We start from the raw sequence: 19,104 nt of genomic DNA, 5'->3' as shown, positions 1-19,104 counted from the left end.
ATCAGTGTAAATAATGACTTTGGTATTTGTGGTGCCGTAGTTACTTGGACCTTACCTACAGCTAGTGATAACTGTGACGTTGATACTTTTGTAAGCACGCATAATTCTGGTGATGTATTCCCAGTAGGAACTACAACTGTAGTTTACACAGCGACTGATATTTATAATAATGTTTCTACCACTCAGTTTGATGTAGTAGTTACAGATAATGAGTTACCTGTTCTAGATGCTGTTACATTATCAGATCTTATATTTAACTGTGAAGTCACAAGTTTGACACCACCTACAGCAACAGATAATTGTGCAGGAGTTGTAACAGGAACTACAACTTACCCTATTACCACAACATCAGTAATCACATGGACTTATGATGATGGTAATGGAAACATAAGCACGCAGGACCAGTTAGTAATTATCGAGCGTAGATCTATAGATACGATCGCTGATGTAGTTGTATGTGATACGTTTACACTACCAGCAATTACAGGAGATTATTTAACAGGTGGACAGATGTATTATACACAAAGTGGTGGTAATGGTATCGCTTTCGCGGAAGCTGATATCCTTAACTTCTCTGACTTTGCCAGCTATCCAGTAACCTTATATGCATATGATGTAGATGCGGCAACAGGATGTAGTACTGAAACTAGTTTTAGTTTAACTATAAATGATACACCAGTTATAGGAATCATTAACGATATTTCTAGTTGTGAGCAGTATGAACTGCCTGTATTACCAGTAGGTGATTACTATACCTTCCCAGGTGGTAATGGAACCTTGTTAAACGCTGGTGATGTTCTTACAACTACTCAAACTGTATTTGTATATGCAGAAGATGCTAGTGGTACTTGTAGTGATGAAACGTCATTTGTTGTAACTATTACACCTACAGATATAGGAAATGCAACTTTTAATGATGATACATTTACTTATGATGGTTCTGTCTACTCTTTAAGTGTTGAGAATATCCCAAGTACGGCGACAGTGGTTTACACTAATAATGATCAAACAGAGGCTGGGACTTATGTTGTTACAGCAACTATAACCTCTGCTACTGCTAGTTGTAGCGAGTTAGTGCTTACTGCTACCATGACTATTGATAGAGCGCCACAGACTATTACCTTTGACCCATTACAAAGAAGAAGGTTGAATGTGGATCCAGACTTCCAGTTAAATGCGAGTAGTTCTTCAGGTTTACCTATTGATTACAGCTTTAGCTTTACAGGTGCAAACCCAGCAGCGTCAGTAAGTCCTACAGGATTTGTAAGCTTACTAGCTGAAGGAGTGATCTTAATCACTGCCTCACAACCTGGAAGTGCAAACTACCTTCCGGCAACTGCGGTAGAGCAACCTCTAGAAGTTTACTTAGGAGATAATGCAGATTTAGATACGATCACCATAGATGGTAATGTGATCAATAATCCAGGTCCTGATATTTATTATTTAATAGAATGTGGTAGTAATGTAGATAGCGTTGATGTTGTCCTAGAAAATTCTGATCTGGCTACTTTTGATCCGGCAATGACCTTTACTATTGCTACTCCACGACCAGGAATTTATAGAGAACAAATAATCGTTACTGCAGACAATGGTACTGATACAAGAGTCTATAATTTAACAGTTGAGAGAAGGTTTGAGTTTAATGATATCGTTGAGCAGAAATATAACAACACGCTCATAGTGAATAATAACTTTGATAACAACGGTGGTTACAGCTTTGTTGCTTATGAATGGTATAAGAATGATGTGTTAGTTAGTACGGAGCAGTTCTTCTCAGAAGGAGATGATGCATCTGATCTTCTAGATCCTACGGCCTCTTATTATGTAATCATGACTACAATAGATGGAGATGTGTTACAGACTTGTGTCTCTACGGTGGAATTAGGAAACACTTATTCATTAACTGTGTTAGAGAATCCTGTGATCGAAGGAAGGTTGTTAAAAGTAAGAGCAGATTATCCTGCTGGAGAGCTTGATAATGCAACCTACGAACTGTATTCTGCAACCGGTCAGTTTATAATGGAAGTTCCTGTACAAGGTTTTGATTCTGAGATTTATTTATCAGGAAGTCTGCCAGTAGGAGTATACCGATTAGTTTTGATAACTTCAGAAAGAGTAGATTCCGTAAACTTTATTAAAAACTAAACTGACTTACTAAGATGTATAATAATAAAATAAAAACGACAATTATGGGCCAGTTTAAAAATAGGTTCTTCGCATTAACAGTACTATGTATTTCTTTTTTAGGAATGCATAGTACATATGCTCAGACTAACTGGAAAGCTTCTGTAGGAGGACAAATGACTCTTACTGATTTACAATCAGACAGTGGTAATATGAATTCAAATGTTGAGTTTGGAGGAGGATTATTATTAGGAATTTCTTATGCGCTTAATGATAACTGGAGTATTCATTCTGGAGCAGGTTTAACCTACTTAAGAACAGGTAACACTTTTGCTAGTTATCAAGATGCTGTAGATACTAGAGATTTAGAGAATGAGCCTTTTGAGTTTAGATATCGATTAGAAGGGTATTCTGAGCAACAGCGTAGTATGATGTTATCTGTTCCTGTTGCGGTGCAATATGAGTCAAGTGGTACTCAAACTAGATTTTATTCTAAGGTAGGGGCAAGTGTAAACCTGTTCACGGGAGCTACCTCTCATGGTGAGGCAGATCAGTTAACTACGAGTGGTTATTTTGAACGATTTAATGCAGAGCTTACAGCACCTAGATTTGCTGGATTTGGAACTTTTGAAGATATTGAATTTGCAGAAAGTGATTTAGATATTAATAATAGTTTTAATGCTTTTCTTGAAATAGGTATTAAAGAGAATATAGGTTCTGGATGGATGTATTTTGGGGTTTTTGCAGAGTATGGTCTTAATAACTTACTAAACAATAATAACTCCAGTATCATAGAGTATAATCAGGCTGCACCTTTAGATTTTATTAATAATAGCAGCTTAAATGCTGCTAACCAGATTTCAGGAAATGCCTTATTTGATAAGGTAACTTTAAACTTTGCTGGTTTACGTATAAGATATGAAATAGGACTATAATCTCTATTTTTCAATATGAATTAAAAACCTCTTTAATTAACTTTAAAGAGGTTTTTTTATGATAGCATCCACATAAAAAAACCGCCCATTGGGCGGTTTTAATTTTTTTAAAAGAAGGATTAGTTACCCATCAATTTTTTTCCAGCCTCTTTTGCTTTGTCAGCAGTGCTGTTTGCTGCGTCTTTTGCTCCTTGGGCAGTGCTGTTAGCAGCGTCTTTAACACCATCTACAGCTTTATTTGCAGCATCTTTTGCTCCTGCGGCAGTTTTATTTGCAGTATCCTTAACACCATCTACAGCGTTTCCTGCAGCATCTTTTGCGCCATCCATTACCTTGCCAGCCGCGTCTTTTACGCCTTCAGCAGCGTTGTTAGTAGCTTCCTTAACACCATCTACGGCATTTTCTGTAGCATTTCCTGTTGCATCAACGGCGTTTTCAACATCGTTTGAAGCATCTTCCATTCCTTTTTCAACTTCTCTACAGCTTACTGTGAACATAAGAGTAAGAGCCATAGCTCCCATTAATAATTTTTTCATTTGAGGTAAATTTTTAATTAGAGGCATAAGTTTATTCTTTTGATGTAAATAAAGCAGATTGTGCTCGTTCAATCATACTTAATCGGTTAATTGCGTTATTTAATCCATCATCAGCATGAATGTTAGTTAATATGGAATTTTGTGTCCTTGTGTTTTCCTAGTCTTCGGGTTTTTAATTTTTCCTGTTTTTCTATGCGTTGTGAGGTTTGTGGATTTTGTTCTGCATATCTTGGGTCTTGTATGTAGTTCATTTTTTCCAGTTGGGTTACCTGAATGGATATAAAATCAAACTCTGTTATTACCTTGCCAGTGACTCTGTATATTCCGCTTCCGCGAAAGCGAACTCTGGAAACTACTTGTGGAAATAGAACTAAGTCAAAAAAACTGCCTCTGTGATCCAGCATGGTAGCAAACTGCATAACTTTTTTATTTGAGGTTCTAGTGTTTTTAAGGTTTACAAGATAGCCGTAAACTGTGATGTGCTTATGAACCTGTTGTTCCATTTCTAGCTTGCCATTTTGTGTAGTAGGTGCTGTTTCTAAAAGGTCAAAATGGGAGCACAATGGGAAACCTAGTAGTTCCATTTGTTCAAAAGCATGTTCTAGTGCTGTGGTAGAAAGTTTAGGAATGGTTATCGGGTTTTTATGTACTGAGAAGAGTTGGGATTGTGGATTAGTCTTCTTTTTCTCTAGTTTTAAATGGGCTTGCCATAATAGAGTATAGCGATCTATACCTGTAAATCTAAAAGCGTTAATCCTTATAAGAGTGCTTAGAGTTTCTATACTTATGGGAACGCGTTCTATAAAGTTATCAAAGGAACGATAGGCTCCATTAAAATTGCGGCTTTCTATAATTGCGCGCGCTGTGCGTTTCTCTAGTTCCTTGAGGTATCCCAATCCTAAAAAAATAACGGTTCCTTTTATAATCGTATGGAAATGACTATTATTAATACATGGTGGTTCTACAGTTCCACCACACATTTTTGCCTCGTGGATGTAGATTTCTGGACTATAAAAACCACCACCATTATTAAGTGTTGCCGTCATGTATTCCAGCGGGAAATATTTTTTAAGATAAAGACTCTGGTAACTTTCTACGGCATAGCTGGCAGAGTGTCCTTTAGCAAACGCATACCCAGCAAAACTTTTAATTTGGTTCCATATCTCCTTTGATTCGGTAATGGGATAACCGTTTTGTTTACAGTTAGTGTAATATTTTTGTTCCAGTCTTTTAAATTCTTCTCTTGAGCGGTATTTACCACTCATGGCTCTTCTGAGCACATCCGCTTCAGCAAGGTCTAGTTTTGCATAGTAATGAGCTACCTTAATAACATCTTCTTGATATACCATAATACCATGTGTGTCTGGCATGATTTGCGCTAGTATGGGATGGGCTTCTTTACGTTTTTCAGGATAGCGAGTGCGTGTGATGTATTCTCGCATCATACCACTTTGTGCTACGCCTGGTCTTATAACGGAGCTTGCTGCGACCAGACCTAAATAATCATGGGTTTTAAGTTTAGTGAGTAGCATGCGCATGGCTGGAGATTCTACATAAAAACAGCCTATGCACTTAGCCTGAGATATCATCTGATTGATCGCTGGGTCTTCTTTAAAACTGTTTACATTTTCATGTATGTTCTTTAAAGCAGCTTGCGGCTGGTTGTATTTTATAATCTCTATTGCATCTCTTATTTTCCCTAGGCCACGCTGTGCGAGAATATCAAATTTATGGATTCCCGCATCTTCGGCGATGTGCATGTCAAATTGTACTGTAGGATAACCTTTAGGTGGTAAATTTGTGGCACTGTAGTAGTGAATAGGTTTTTCAGTAATTAAAATGCCGCCGGCGTGTATGCTTATATAGTTAGGCATGCCCTGAATAAGATGGCTGTATTTTACTACCAGTTGTTGTATCTGGTCGAGTGCAGTATTATGTATATCTACGCGGGTTAGTTTATCGATCTCAGACTTAGGTAGGCCAAATACTTTACCGAGTTCTCTAATAACGGCTCTGTACTGAAAGGTGTTATAATTAGCGAGTAACGCGACATGATCAAATCGTTCAAAAATAAATCGGGTAATATCTTCACGATCATCCCATGAAAAGTCGATATCAAAATCTGGCGGACTTGTACGGTAGTCATTAATAAAGCGTTCAAAATATAAGTCCAGTTCTATAGGATCCACCTCTGTAATGCGTAGTAAATAAGCGATGATACTGTTTGCACCGCTACCACGACCTACATAGAAGTATCCTTTTTCTCTTGCATAGCGACATATTTCCCAGTTGATAAGAAAGTAAGCCACAAAATTCTTGCGCACTATAAGGTCTATTTCTTTTTTAACGCGTGCTGTTATGGTAGGAGTTTCTTGGGAATACCTATAGGCTATACCTTGCTGGCATAGTTTTTTTAGGAGTTGTAGATCTTCAGTAACGCTATCACTATAGATTTGCTGGTTTTGGGTAAGTTGCTGGTCGTTAAAATTAAAATCTATAGAACAACTGTCTAGAAGACGATTGGTGTTTGAAATTATAAAATCATATTCTATAAAGTCTTTTTTTAGTGCAGCAACGGGCTTCATTATTTGGTCGGGTTGACCTTGCTGCTCTATAGGTAGTTTGCTTAATAAGGTGTTAAGATCTATAGCGCGCAGCAATCTATGTGCGTTAAAATCTCTTTTATTTCTAAATGTTACGGTTTGTAAAATGATTAGGTGGTCTGTCATTTTGATGTATTTTGTAAACGGTAGTTTGCGCAAACTTGCTGTAGAGATTCCTATGTATTCGCTTTCGCGAAAGCGTAATAACTCCATCTCCATAACGCGCTCTAGCGGATAAATAACTACAGCATTTTGAAAACTAGGAGCACGATCAGGAAAGTCTTTTTTTTCATGTAAGTGCTCAGAGAGGAATTTATTAAGCTCAGCAAAGCCATCATTATTTCGAGCTATGCCTACATATAATTGCTGGTGATTATTCCTGAAATCTATTCCTATAACGGCTTTTATAGATGTCTTTTCTAGTAGCCGTGTAAAATTGAGACAAGCACTGGTGTTATTAATATCTGTCAGTACGAGAGTGGTCACACCATTATGTTGTGCGAGAGCAATGAGCTCTTTCTCACTAAAAGTGCCGTATCGTAAGGAGTAGTATGTGTGGTTGTTTAAATACACTATTTAGTTTTGAGTTTGTGATTCTTGTGCTGTGAGCTCTGAGTTTTTTGGTTTGTGGTTTTGTATTCATAGGTGTGGCCTTAAGTCCGCATCTATGAATAGTTTGTTTTGTTCTATTCTTGTTTCAGGTAAAATGAATGTTGCCTTTATAGACTGTTTTGTCGCCTGCGGCCTTCTCGTAATTTACTGGTATTAATTCTGCTTTTTTCTTGTGATTCCCTAAAGGAATTTTAACCATTAACCAATCACTTGACTTACTGTTTACGATGCGCTAGTATCACCGGCGGTAAACCGTTAAATGGGTTCATAATGCGACCTATGGTTTTTGCATCCATTCCTGATGCTCGTAATATTTTGCGATCGCCATATTTCTCCCTGATGTGATCCATGGCTTTATAAAGATTTAGTGCTTGCTCTGTGTCATCAAATAAATTAACTTGATAATTTCCTTGAACGAGATGGGAAAAACGTATGCCTATAAGCCTTATCATTACCCTGCGGTGGTATAGCTTTTCAAAGAGTTCTAGTAGGGTAGGTATTAATATATGGTCAGCGCTGGTGTATGGAATTTTCACTTGTTTACTATAAGTATTAAAGTCAGAATAGCGCAGTTTTACACTCACACAAGCAGTGAGTTTATCACCGCGGCGCAATTGATATGCTAGGTTTTCTGTCATAGCAACTAGTATGGATTTAAGCTTTTTTACATCAATCGTGTCTTTATCAAATGTGCGTTCTGTAGAAATAGATTTACGTTCACTATAAGCTATAACCGGTGTGTGGTCTATACCTTGTGCGCGTCTCCATATGAGTTTACCATTTTTGCCTAGAACATTTAGGAGTAATTCTTCAGGCATTTCTTGAAGGGTCTTTATTTGTTTAACACCTAGATTGCGTAGTGTCTGATAGGTTTTATCTCCTACTTGAGGTATTTTTTTAATGGATAGTGGTGCGAGAAAACTTTTTTCAAAACCGCTGTCTATACGCAGTTGATTATTAGGTTTTGCTTCGCCAGTTGCTACTTTAGAAACTACCTTATTTACTGATAGACCAAAAGAAATAGGTAATCCTGTTTCTTTAATGATACGTCGTCGCAGTTCTGATGAAAACTTATAACAGCCATAAAATCGATCCATTCCTGTGAGATCTGCATAAAACTCATCTATACTGGATTTTTCAAATAAAGGAACTTGTTCTTTAATGATCTCAGTTACCATATTAGAGTGTTGAGAATACACAGCGCTATTTCCTCTTATGACTATGGCTTCAGGGCATAACTGACGTGCCAGTTTCATGGACATACCGCTATGGATACCATATCCTCTAGTTTCATAACTGCAAGCAGCTACTACACCACGATCACTAGTACCACCTACAAGAATTGGTTTTTTGAGTAATCTATGGTCAAGCAGTCGTTCTACAGAAACAAAAAAGGTGTCTAAATCCATGTGTAAGATATTTTTTTGCATGATCGTGATACTGTTTTGTTGGCTTTGCTTGAGTTCTGGTTATTGCCAAAATGGACAATTAAATAGTCCAGTATTTATGTGTTAACTTTAGATTGCTTTGTTAAGAATTATGTGCCGTGTGTTTATTTTCTTTGGTATTCATTTGTGCGCTTTGCTGGATTATCGCTGTAACGGCTTCTACGCCTGATTTTTTTACCTCGTATTCTAAAATTTTAATTGAAAATATTTAGATCGTTTAATAATTCCATGAGTATAAAAAACCTCACAGAGAAGAGTCTTGTGAGGTCGTGAAAGTGATGATCAGATATTTGATACCAATATGGGTATTAATTAATCCTTCATATTTCGCAATACCAGTTGATGAATAGTGGGCTCTATGTAATGCACAAAACTTTCTTTTTCTAATGGATGTTTAAAAGTGATGCCATGTCTCTGTAAAATATGCTGTAGAGTACAGTTCACACGTTGTATCAATTCTTCGGTTTCATGGACTTGTTCTTTCCAGGATTTTATTTTTCTTTGAATTCTTTTTTGAAGAGAATTACTGGGTTCCTTTTGAAAAATCTGCTCTATTTCCTGTATCAGTTCTGTTTTTATCAGTTCTATATTTAAATTGCTTTCCATTTTAAAATAAAATAAATTGATCACCTTCTACCAGTCGTTCTTCTCTTATGGTAAATGAATGATCCTCTGCATATTTAAGACGTTCATATAAACAGCGGTCATAATCCTTAAAGAGTTTTTCTCCTGTAGGTTTTAAAAGTTCGAGTCCGTTAGCATCGGGTTTTTTAATTTTTTGAGAAATAGGATAAGCGTTAAACCCTTTAGATTCAAAAGGTTTCATGAGGTTGGAGATTTCAGTTATACTTAAATCTGGTTGTAACCACTTTTGCTCATCTTGTTTACTTAATATAACCGGTGATCTGTGATGACCTATACGACTTATCAACCGGTTTGCAGTAGTTGTTACCATCGCCACCGTATGATGAATTTCTCCAGTAAGTGGATGTTTCCACGTATCATAGATTCCTGCGATGGCAAAAGGTCCACGGTCTCTATTAGGATATACTAAGTATGGTCTATTAAGTTTTTCCTGTTTAGGTCCTTCTATAAAGGCATCTACTAGTATTAAACAGCGTTGTGACTTTATAGCTTCACGGAACATCGGTTTATTAAATATGCCTAACGGTCCTTTATAATCTCTATCGTTTTCTATGTTATTACTTCCTTCACTACGTGCATTAAGCATGTAAGTTTGCTTGTGCGCCCAGTGCGGTGTGAAACCATAAGTAAATAATTGTATGGTTCCAGGATCTTCACTGGTAATAACAGGAAGCTGTTCTCCAGCAGATATATTTACATTTTCTGGTAAAGAAACATCGTTCTTAAAAACCGCTTTAAAGCGTTTTTCTAAATCTATTTGAGGTGTAACTATTGTTGCTCTTCCACACATAATAATTTGTTTTTATGGAATAATTCCAAGAATAATTCCGTTTTACGCTTCAAATATATGGAATAATTCCAATAACTAGGAAATAATCCTATGTTAAAATTGGAATTATTCCTAAAACACCTATATTTGTCTCATGGCACAAGAGATATCTATAGAGGCAAAACGCTTTAAACAAGTACGTGAAGAGTTAGGAAAGACCCAATCTGAGTTTGCAGAACTGCTCGATGCAGGAAGCACCACTGCCGATATTGAACGCGGTAAAAAGAAAATTACTGGTAAAATTGTAACGGAGCTTTTACGTCAGTTCCATATTAATCCGTTGTGGTTATATGGAAACAGTTATAATAAGAACCTTGAAACTACTGGAAGTACCGCTCCTAAAATTATAAGTATGGACACCAGCGAGCGAGAAAATATGATTATGGTTCCCATAAAGGCAAGTGCTGGTTATGCCAGTAATGTTCTAGACACAGACTGGTATCAAGATTTACCAGCTTTTAACATACCGCTGCCAGAATATAAGGAAGGCAGTTTTAGAGCCTTTCAAGTAAGAGGTGATAGTATGTTACCTGTACTACAACCATCAGAATGGGTGATGGGTAAAGCCGTAGAAAGTGTACGACAGGCAAATGATAATCGTATTCATGTAGTTGTTACTGCCGATACGGTGGTTGTGAAAAAACTACGCAAGTCGCAAGCTCAGAATCAAGTGAATCTTATCTCATTAAATAGAGATTATCCTATCATAGAGCAACCTGTTTCTGATATTAAAGAATTATGGGAAGTGAATTCTAAACTCAGTTTTGATCTCGATATTCATGAAGGTGAAGAAGCGATGATTTCTCTCAAACAAGGACTGGATAGTTTACGCGATGAGATTGCACAATTGAAGGATAAAAAGTAGTTTTATTCCGCTTTCCCGATAGGGAAGTTTATGCTGTGCTTGACACGGTACGAAAGCGTAATCATAACAACCCAATAGATTTACCATGAATTTCCAGCAATTATTCACCTTTTTAGAAGATTTACAACGTAACAATTCCAAAGAATGGATGGATGAAAACCGCAAGCGATACCATGCGGTGCGTGACTGGTACATCAACTGGCTGGAAGAATTAGATGCCCAACTGGTTAAAATAGATGATGATTACGTCTCCATAGAAGGACGCAAGGCCATTAACCGCATTAATAACAACCTGATGTTCCATCCTGATAAGCCTGTTTATAAAGATCATTTTGGCGCAGGGTTAGACCTTAACGAAAATGGTAAACAAGGTGATTTCTACATTCATTTAGGAACAGAAGAATCCTTCATAGCTGGCGGATTTTACAAACCCAAAAAAGAATTACTCGATTCCATACGAGATGCCATAGATTATAATGGAGAAGAGTTTCAAAAGATCATTGATACAAAATCCTTTCGCAATACGTTTGAATTAGTTGATGACGGCGATTCCCTCAAAACTGCACCCAAAGGTTTTTCAAAAGATCATGAACACATTGATTTATTGCGTTTAAAAACATTTGCCGTGCAGCATGTTCTAACTCAAAAACAAGTAATGCAAGAGGATTTTATGCAGCACTGCATAAGAGTCTATAAAGAAATGATACCATTTAGAGCTTATTTGAACAAAGCGGTGACCGTTTAATCTTTTTTATAAAACACCTTCAACTCAGCACCGATGCCATAGTTATCATGACCACTTCTCACGAGAGAAGAATTGGGGTTATAGTTTAGATCAAAGAGTACCCATTCTTTATTATTATAAAAAATACGGCGCACCCATGTTTGCTTTCCATCTATCTCATTAGTAAAAGGTAATAAAGGTCTGTAAGTGGTAGAGACTTTTCTCAGGCCACGTACGGTCTCTATTTCTCGATATTTTTTGGCTTTGATTAACTTATCATCTGGAGTGGTGTATCCTAATATTTGAACAGCTGCAAAGATTCCTGTTTTGGGAATATTAATGTTCAATTCTTCTACATTTACCTCTACCACATCATCAGATTTTTCTGTGATGACATAGGTTTTGCTCGGGTAATAAGAACGGTAAGCTGGTTTTCCATTTTCAACATCATAAAACATCACTCGTATCATGGTAGAAAAAGCTCTTAATTTACCTTTTTTACTCACTTGGCTTTCTTCCTTAACAATAGGAAATTGCAATTTTGAAATACGAGTAGGTTGACCATCTATTCTATTAAACTGCACTGCAATCTCAGACTCTACGGTAGGTAACCAGCAGTTAAAGTAATTATCATGGGCAATGGGTTTTTCTTTTTTCTTTTTAAATTTTCCTTTGAGTTCTACGCTCAGCATTACGGCTTCTAACTGGTCAGGCTCTTGGGTCATTAATATTTGAGAATCTACTTGATTTGCCCCAACTATAAGATCTTGATATCCTATGGAAGATAAATATAGAGAATCTACATCTTTATAAAGCTTGCGCGAAAACCGGAACACACCTTCATCATCTGCAAAGGTGCCTTTTCCATTTCCAAAGCTGATGGTTGCAAAGGGAACACCATTTTTAGAAACGGCATCTTTAATAGTAATGTCTTGACTTGTAGCCCAAACAGAGATTAATAGTGCGCTAAGAAATAACCAGTTTTTCATCCATCTTTTTTAAATATTCTAATACCTCGCGCGTCGCACCAGTATTACTATTAATCCAGTGTCCACAAATCATTCCAGTTTTATCTCTTAGGTAGTCATCAGTAAATAATTGATTTGCGATTTCGGTAAAATCTGCTGAATTACTAACTGAAAATAAACCACCTAGGTCTTCTAACTTTCCAGCTTCTGGGAATTTTTCATAGTTCTTACCTATAATCACGGGCACACCATAAGTCGCTGCTTCCAGAATGTTATGCAAACCACCAGTTCCCATGGCACCACCTACATAAGCGACAGTAGCATAGCTATATACCTTAGTTAATAGACCTATACTATCTATAATAAGAGTGGAATAGTCAGAGGGAATTACAGTAGTTTCATTTTCAATAGTGCTCCATTTTAAACAAGGATAATGCAATGTTTTTTCTAGTTGCTCGATGGCTTTATGATCCACTTCATGTGGCACAATAATGATTTTATAATCTCCAGAAGAGTCGTTTTCATCCAGCCATGTAGACATGATGCTGATATCCTCTGGCCAGCTACTACCCACCACAAGCACTTTTTGATCTCCCACAAATTTATCCAGAAAATGCAGTCTATTATCTCGTTCTATCAACTTACTTGCTCGATCAAATCTTGTATCGCCACTCACACTAGCATTATGAAACCCTAAACGATTTAAATTTCTATAAGAATCTTCATTTTGTAAAAAGAAATGATCAAACGCTTTTAAGTATTTAGTCATCCAGCTACCATACCAGGAGTTAAAAGACATTTTTTTTCTAAAAACACCACTTACTAATATGGTTTTAACCTGTCGCTGCTGTAACTGTTTTAAATAATTAGGCCAGAATTCATATTTTACCATAATAGCGAGTGATGGCTCTACACAATCTAGAAATTTAGACACATTTGAAGGGTTGTCTAAGGGTAGATAACAAACGGTATCTACTAGTCTTGTGTTTTTCTTGTTTTCATAACCACTAGGAGAAAAGAAGGTGAGCACTATTTGAAATTCTTTGCGGTTGAGCTTTTCTAAAACAGGAACCACTTGTTCATATTCACCTAGACTGGCAGCATGGACCCATATTTTAGGAATGGTGTGCTTAATATTTTGGTCTAGAATATCCCAAGTACGCGCTCGTCCTTGCGCACCTAACTTTAGCTTTTTATTAAAAAGTCCAGCTATGGGTAAGCACGCTTTCGCGAAAGCGATAAAAATATCATACAAAAATTTCAATATCTCAGGTTTTCATCAAAAATAGGATAAAAAATATGGTTGTGCAGTGCGATCATTATTACGTATTTTTACCAGATAGGTTACAATTTTAGTGACTTCAATAATATCTTTCCCAAATGCGTAAAATTCAGATGGTTGACCTTAAAGGTCAGTACGAAAAAATAAAAGATCAAGTGAATAATGGTGTTATGAACGTCATAGAATCCACCGCTTTCATCAATGGACCAGAGGTTCATGCTTTTCAAAAAGAGCTGGAAGATTATCTAGATGTGAAACACGTGATTCCATGTGCCAATGGTACTGATGCGTTACAAATAGCGATGATGGGTCTAGGGCTACAGCCTGGTGATGAGGTCATTACTGCCGATTTTACTTTTGCGGCTACGGTAGAGGTAATTGCCCTTTTGAACTTAACTCCAGTGCTGGTAGATGTGAATCCGTTTGATTTTAATATCGATACTGAGGCGATTAGAAAAGCGATTACTCCTAAGACTAAAGCGATTGTTCCGGTACATTTATTTGGACTTGCTGCAAATATGGATGAGATCATGGCAATCGCCAAAGAACACGATCTCTACGTTATAGAAGATAATGCCCAAGGAATAGGATCTAACTATATGCATAGTAACGGTTCTAAAACTAAAACAGGAACTATAGGAAATGTAGGAACCACATCATTTTTCCCATCAAAAAATCTAGGATGCTATGGTGATGGTGGTGCTATCTTTACAAACGATGATGACCTAGCGCACACCATACGTGGAATAGTAAATCACGGAATGTATGAACGTTATCATCATGATGTGGTAGGTGTAAACTCGCGTTTAGATTCCATGCAAGCCACTGTGTTGAGAGCAAAATTACCTCACTTAGACAGCTATAATAACGCTAGACGTGATGCAGCGCGTAAGTATACCGCAGCATTTGCAGGTAATGAAAAAATTATCACGCCACTAGTATGTGATAGTTGCGATTGTCACGTATTTCATCAATACACTCTAGTGATAAAAGATGCAAATCGTGACGAACTTGTAAAACACTTACAATCTAAAGATATCCCATGCGGTGTGTATTACCCGATTCCGCTACATCTTCAAAAAGCTTATGCAGACGAGCGCTATAATGAAGACGATTTCAAGGTTACAAATCAGCTAGTAAAAGAGTGTATTTCTCTTCCTATGCATACAGAATTAGATGATGAACAAATTAAGTTTATTACTGATACGGTGCTGGAGTTTGTAAATAAGTAATTAAGCCGTCCTTTTTAATATCTTGCTGCTATGAAAATTACACCATTAGTTTTTATAGCAGTTTTTTTATGTTCTACGGTCTCTGCGGCATCAACAACAGTTAGTTCTCACACTGATGTTGCAGAAGGTTTTATGAATCTACCCAAAACATTCTTTGATAAAGAATGCATCTACGTAGCTGCCGTAAACGGACTGAACATGCGTAATGCTCCAAATGTGAGTGCAAAAATTATTGAAAAACTTCCTTATGGAACAAAGTTAGACTGGTCACCACCAGGTACTAACGATGTGAAAACCTATGTCATGGATAATGGCAATAAAGTAGAAGGCTACTGGGTAAAAGTATGGCGCAGTGTTCCTTATCAGGAATTAAAAGGTAATCCTAGTGGTTATGTTTTTAGCGCATATCTAGCCTATCATTTAAAGGTGATTCCGCCGCAATCCTTACTGCTTTTTGATGAAATGATTTACAGCGATTATACAGGCAGTCCTAGTATAGAAGCACGATATGAGATTGATGAAGATACTTATAATTATTCAGCATACATAGATTGTTATCCTAGATATCAGGAGCATTATGGAGCATTGATTGAAGAAAACGTAGCAGATTCAAAACAGTTTCTAGCTAGTAAAATAGCTGTTGAATCGGTAGATTTTGATGAGGTGACGCTTTCGCGAAAGCGAACTGGATACGAGCTAGACACTTCTTATCAACCTGAGAAGATCTACCAAAATCCAGATGATTACCTCTATGATTTCAAGTTGCCGTTACAAAATGGAGATTCCTTAACCATTAATGCAAATCGTGGTGAATTTGCGCACAACGTATTTTACGTAGGTGAGATCAAATCAAAAAATGTCTATGTAACAGGTGCCGATTTTGAAGGGATTGAATACACCATGTATAGCACGATTGATGGTTCAGTGGTGGCGCATGATTCACCTAATTATTCGCCAAGTGGCGCCTACAACGTAGGTCACGATATGGTCTATTTTGAAAATGGTGCGCAGGTTTACATTACTTATTATGCAGATAATGGCGCGATTGAAAATACCTTGTTTATAAATTTTCAGTCCTGGTGTGTGGATACAGATTTGCAATCTAGTTTTTGGATAAGTGATAATGAATTGATCTTGCGAGCCTATCCAGTAGATAATTCTATTCAGGTAATAGATCTGGATGAATCCATAACTCCTAGCTGGCAGTATTTAAAGTTGACTATTCTTTAAAGCGGTTAGGTATGAAGAATGTGCTAAACTCTTAAGTGAGAGTAGTTGCCTTAAGGAGAATTTGTATTTATTTTTGTTTTTATGAAGCGTCTTGCTCTTTTAATTCTATTCATACCAGCGATTTTGTTTTCTCAAGTAAATGAGAGTGATTCTTTACGGCTTAAGGCTAATTTATCTGTAACGGGTTTTTGGCAACAAGGAAACGTTGAAACAGTCATATTTAGAGCTAAATCAGATTTAAATATTAGAGTGTTTGAAAACATGGTTTTTAAAACAAAAAACTCTTATGTCTATCAGGAATTTGGAAAGGTAAAAGCAGATGAAGATATTTTAAGTCTCAACTTTTTATACTTTAATCCACAGCGTAAAAGCTATCCTTTTGTGCTTAGTTTTTTTAGTACTAACTATAGAAGAGAAATAAATTTAAGGACTTTAAATGGCGCTGGATATACTTTTCAATTATATGAAAAAGAAAAGAACTGGCTCAAGTTATCTCTTTCTAGTGAGTTTGAACAAACGCAGTTTAGAAAAACAGACTATGTCTTAAATAGTTATGACGGGCAGGAATTTATTAATACCTGGCGTGCTACTTTATGGGTGAAAGGGAATTATGAGTTATTCAAGAAAAAAATGATTCTCAAGCATGAATTCTATTACCAGCCATCACTTGTGGAAAGTAAAGATTATAGATGGCAGGCAGATATAGGTGTGGAGTTTCCCATATGGGATTACATAAGTTTTAAAGTTAATTATCTACACAGCTTTGAAAGCATGGTTATACAAGGTCAGCGTCGTGATGATAAGTTCCTGACCTTTGGGCTTACTATTAAGAATTATAAATAGGTACTAATACTAACTCAGTATTTAAATACGATATTTAAAAAACAAATTAGTATAAGAATTATAAGGCGCTATGATTCTTAAACCCTTTTTCCTCTAGGTATTTTACATACTCCTGTGTGTGTACGGTTGCTTTTAAATCATGTAAAAGGTTATATAGCCCAAAGAACGTGCGGTTAATGTATAAGAAGTGCTTACTACCACGATTACCATTCATCTTGCGTAATTCTTTATCATTACTATACTTTTCACTTAAAGAGGTGATTTCATCCCAGAAGGATGGATTTGCAAAGTTGAAGGTTTTTTCCTGGAATGGTCGTGTAAATAAACTCAGCATTTCATGGAACAGCGCACTGAAATAGGCGATTTCTTTATCACTATCATCATGGCGCAGAATCTCTAATTCAAAGAGTTTTTCTTTAAAAATCTCTGGATTATTGATACTTGCAGGAACCGCTAGCTCAAAATACGGCTGGTAAAAATCATCTACGATTTCTTTAATACAACCGAAGTCGATGGCGATGAGTTCTTCATCTTTAGAGATTAGGAAATTTCCAGGATGTGGATCAGCATGAACGGCTTTTAAACCGTGCATCTGGAACATGTAAAAATCCCAAAGCGTTTGACCTAGTTTGTTTCCAGTTTCTTGTGAGAAATCAGTTTGAGCAAATTCACTTAAGTGCTGTCCTGTCATCCAGTCCATAGTAATAATACGCTTGCTAGATAGCTCTGGATAGTAATTAGGGAATTTAAGATTAGGAATGTGTGAGCACGCCTCTGTTATTTCTAGACTTTGCTGTACTTCTAGTTCATAGTCTGTTTCTTCAATTAGTTTATCTTCTACTTCGGCAAAATAGCGTTTAGAATCTTCACCTTTTAAGTTGAACATCTTGATAGCGATAGGTTTTACCAGCGACAGGTCGCTTCCTATAGATTCAGCCACACCAGGATATTGAATTTTTACAGCGAGTTCTTTACCAGCTTTGGTCGCTTTGTGCACCTGTCCTATACTTGCTGCGTTCACAGAATCTTTAGAAAAGGTGTCATAAATCTGCTCTGGAAAAGCCCCTTGATATTTTTTAAAGGTCTTGCGTACTAATGGAGCAGATAATGGCGGTACACTGAATTGCGCTAGGCTAAATTTCTCTACATAAGCACCAGGCAATAAGTTTTTATCCATAGAAAGCATTTGTGCGACCTTAAGAGCACTACCTTTTAAACTCTTTAAACCATCATAGATATCAGTGGCGTTATCTTCGTCCAGCGATGAACGATCCATGGACGGATTCACCGCTTTTTTAGAATAATACTTTAAGTAATTAGCACCTATTTTAGCCCCAGTTTTCACTAGCTCTGTAGTTCGACCTATTTTGCTAGTCGGTATTTTGTCTAGTGTTTTCATGTTTTTAATTTAAGAATTCAGAATACTGAATGTAGGTTGTGGTAATTACGCTTTCGCGAAAGCGGAAATAGAACAAACCAATTATTTCTGCTTTTTGCAGTTTAAATTTAAACTTAGATTTAAGTTTAATTAAGACATACGTTCTTTCCACAGGAACTTTCCAAAATCTAAAACGGAGTCGAGCGGTGTGTTATCAAAGACATCAAAAATGGTATTTACAGATTTCTCTATCGCCATGTCTGTTTTCTCAAATCCAGCACTGTCATCATCCATCCAGAATTTCATTAGGAAAAGCATTTGTACCCAAGCACCTTCACTATAAATGGTTTCACTGCGTTCTAGTAAAATATTAGTCTTATTCTCGTTACGTTCTTGAATGAGTTCCTTTGCAAAGTTCTTTACGTGTTTACGTAATCCTTTTAATTGCTCCATTTTACTCATCATGTGCTGATTTTCTTGAAGCGTGAACAGTACATAACTTCTGTTAAGTGTTAATAGCTCAAAGAATGTGTAGAAAAAAGTGAGCATTTTTTCCCGATTAGAAAAATGAGCATATTCTTCATTTTTATGAGCCACGTCCATAGTCATGGTAAAAAACGTATTCCATATTTCTTTGCGCAAGCCATCAAAGTTGCCAAAGAAATTATAGAAATCAGCCTCAGTCATGTGATTATCCTTAGCAAATTTATAGATGCTCTTAGGTGTTTTTTCATGCTCTAGGCAATAATCCATGTAAGCCGTAATGACATCGTGTCGAGTGATTTCTTTCTTTTGGGTGGTCTTTTTAGCGGTAGTTTTTTTTGCCGTTGCCATAGTAATAAACTTTATG

At 36.7% G+C, this 19,104-nt stretch carries 15 protein-coding genes; 7 read left to right on the top strand and 8 right to left on the bottom strand.

Going from position 1 to position 19,104, the window contains the following annotated elements; genetic code table 11:
- Together ACTF48_RS09315 and ACTF48_RS09310 are read left to right on the top strand one after the other, a co-directional pair.
- Positions 1 to 2,145, top strand: a 2,145-nt coding sequence (locus ACTF48_RS09315; RefSeq protein WP_438962881.1) for an HYR domain-containing protein, incomplete at its 5' end; no start/stop codon positions are given.
- A 14-nt stretch (positions 2,146 to 2,159) separates the two neighbouring features.
- On the top strand, positions 2,160 to 3,059 hold the full coding sequence (locus ACTF48_RS09310; protein WP_438962880.1) for a DUF3575 domain-containing protein: 900 nt from the start codon (positions 2,160 to 2,162) through the stop codon (positions 3,057 to 3,059).
- Between the two features lie 119 nt (positions 3,060 to 3,178).
- Here the strand turns inward: ACTF48_RS09310 and ACTF48_RS09305 are convergent, their stop codons facing one another.
- The 4 genes from ACTF48_RS09305 to ACTF48_RS09290 all read right to left on the bottom strand — a co-directional run bounded on the left by ACTF48_RS09305 (position 3,179) and on the right by ACTF48_RS09290 (position 9,693).
- A complete protein-coding gene (locus ACTF48_RS09305; RefSeq protein WP_438962879.1) occupies positions 3,179 to 3,595 on the bottom strand; it encodes a hypothetical protein in 417 nt (138 codons plus the stop codon).
- Positions 3,596 to 3,717: 122 nt separating this feature from the next.
- Positions 3,718 to 6,771 (bottom strand): DNA polymerase III subunit alpha, encoded by a 3,054-nt coding sequence (locus tag ACTF48_RS09300; RefSeq protein ID WP_438962878.1) that lies wholly within the window; start codon positions 6,769 to 6,771, stop codon positions 3,718 to 3,720.
- 254 nt (positions 6,772 to 7,025) lie between these two features.
- Positions 7,026 to 8,240, bottom strand: coding sequence for a DNA polymerase IV (dinB, locus tag ACTF48_RS09295; protein ID WP_438962877.1), 1,215 nt, complete (start codon positions 8,238 to 8,240; stop codon positions 7,026 to 7,028).
- Between the two features lie 625 nt (positions 8,241 to 8,865).
- Positions 8,866 to 9,693, bottom strand: a complete 828-nt coding sequence (locus ACTF48_RS09290) for an SOS response-associated peptidase (RefSeq protein ID WP_438962876.1) — start codon at positions 9,691 to 9,693, stop codon at positions 8,866 to 8,868.
- A 133-nt stretch (positions 9,694 to 9,826) separates the two neighbouring features.
- Here ACTF48_RS09290 and ACTF48_RS09285 point away from each other — a divergent pair, with 133 nt between their 5' ends.
- Positions 9,827 to 10,597, top strand: coding sequence for a LexA family transcriptional regulator (locus ACTF48_RS09285; RefSeq protein WP_438962875.1), 771 nt, complete (start codon positions 9,827 to 9,829; stop codon positions 10,595 to 10,597).
- Positions 10,598 to 10,682: 85 nt separating this feature from the next.
- A complete protein-coding gene (locus tag ACTF48_RS09280; protein WP_438962874.1) occupies positions 10,683 to 11,342 on the top strand; it encodes a DUF2461 domain-containing protein in 660 nt (219 codons plus the stop codon).
- On the opposite strand, the gene ACTF48_RS09275 is transcribed toward ACTF48_RS09280, so the two are convergent.
- Together ACTF48_RS09275 and ACTF48_RS09270 are read right to left on the bottom strand one after the other, a co-directional pair.
- Positions 11,339 to 12,310 (bottom strand): carboxypeptidase-like regulatory domain-containing protein, encoded by a 972-nt coding sequence (locus tag ACTF48_RS09275; protein WP_438962873.1) that lies wholly within the window; start codon positions 12,308 to 12,310, stop codon positions 11,339 to 11,341. The two genes, ACTF48_RS09280 and ACTF48_RS09275, sit on opposite strands and share 4 nt — an antisense overlap.
- Positions 12,288 to 13,553, bottom strand: coding sequence for a 3-deoxy-D-manno-octulosonic acid transferase (locus ACTF48_RS09270; RefSeq protein WP_438962872.1), 1,266 nt, complete (start codon positions 13,551 to 13,553; stop codon positions 12,288 to 12,290). Before ACTF48_RS09270 ends, ACTF48_RS09275 begins: the two co-directional genes overlap by 23 nt.
- 116 nt (positions 13,554 to 13,669) lie before the next feature.
- Between ACTF48_RS09270 and ACTF48_RS09265 the strand changes: the two genes are divergently transcribed.
- The 3 genes from ACTF48_RS09265 to ACTF48_RS09255 all read left to right on the top strand — a co-directional run bounded on the left by ACTF48_RS09265 (position 13,670) and on the right by ACTF48_RS09255 (position 16,876).
- Positions 13,670 to 14,803 carry a DegT/DnrJ/EryC1/StrS family aminotransferase gene (locus ACTF48_RS09265; RefSeq protein ID WP_438962871.1) on the top strand — a complete coding sequence of 378 codons (1,134 nt, stop codon included), beginning with the start codon at positions 13,670 to 13,672 and terminating at the stop codon, positions 14,801 to 14,803.
- Positions 14,804 to 14,833: 30 nt separating this feature from the next.
- Entirely contained in the window at positions 14,834 to 16,033 is a 1,200-nt protein-coding gene (locus ACTF48_RS09260; protein ID WP_438962870.1) for an SH3 domain-containing protein, read from the top strand.
- A gap of 81 nt (positions 16,034 to 16,114) precedes the next feature.
- The gene (locus tag ACTF48_RS09255) at positions 16,115 to 16,876 is read left to right on the top strand and encodes a DUF481 domain-containing protein (protein ID WP_438962869.1); all 762 of its coding nucleotides are present in this window, start codon (positions 16,115 to 16,117) and stop codon (positions 16,874 to 16,876) included.
- 58 nt (positions 16,877 to 16,934) lie between these two features.
- Here ACTF48_RS09255 and ACTF48_RS09250 read toward each other — a convergent pair whose 3' ends face one another.
- Positions 16,935 to 18,275, bottom strand: a complete 1,341-nt coding sequence (locus ACTF48_RS09250) for an ABC1 kinase family protein (RefSeq protein WP_438962868.1) — start codon at positions 18,273 to 18,275, stop codon at positions 16,935 to 16,937.
- A gap of 129 nt (positions 18,276 to 18,404) precedes the next feature.
- Positions 18,405 to 19,088: a TetR/AcrR family transcriptional regulator gene (locus tag ACTF48_RS09245; RefSeq protein WP_438962882.1), complete on the bottom strand. Its 684-nt coding sequence runs from the start codon at positions 19,086 to 19,088 to the stop codon at positions 18,405 to 18,407.
- Positions 19,089 to 19,104: the final 16 nt, after the last annotated feature.

Origin of the sequence: Nonlabens sp. (assembly GCF_965660805.1) — a bacterium.
GTDB lineage: Bacteria > Bacteroidota > Bacteroidia > Flavobacteriales > Flavobacteriaceae > Nonlabens.
This window is presented reverse-complemented; position numbering and strand designations above follow the sequence as displayed.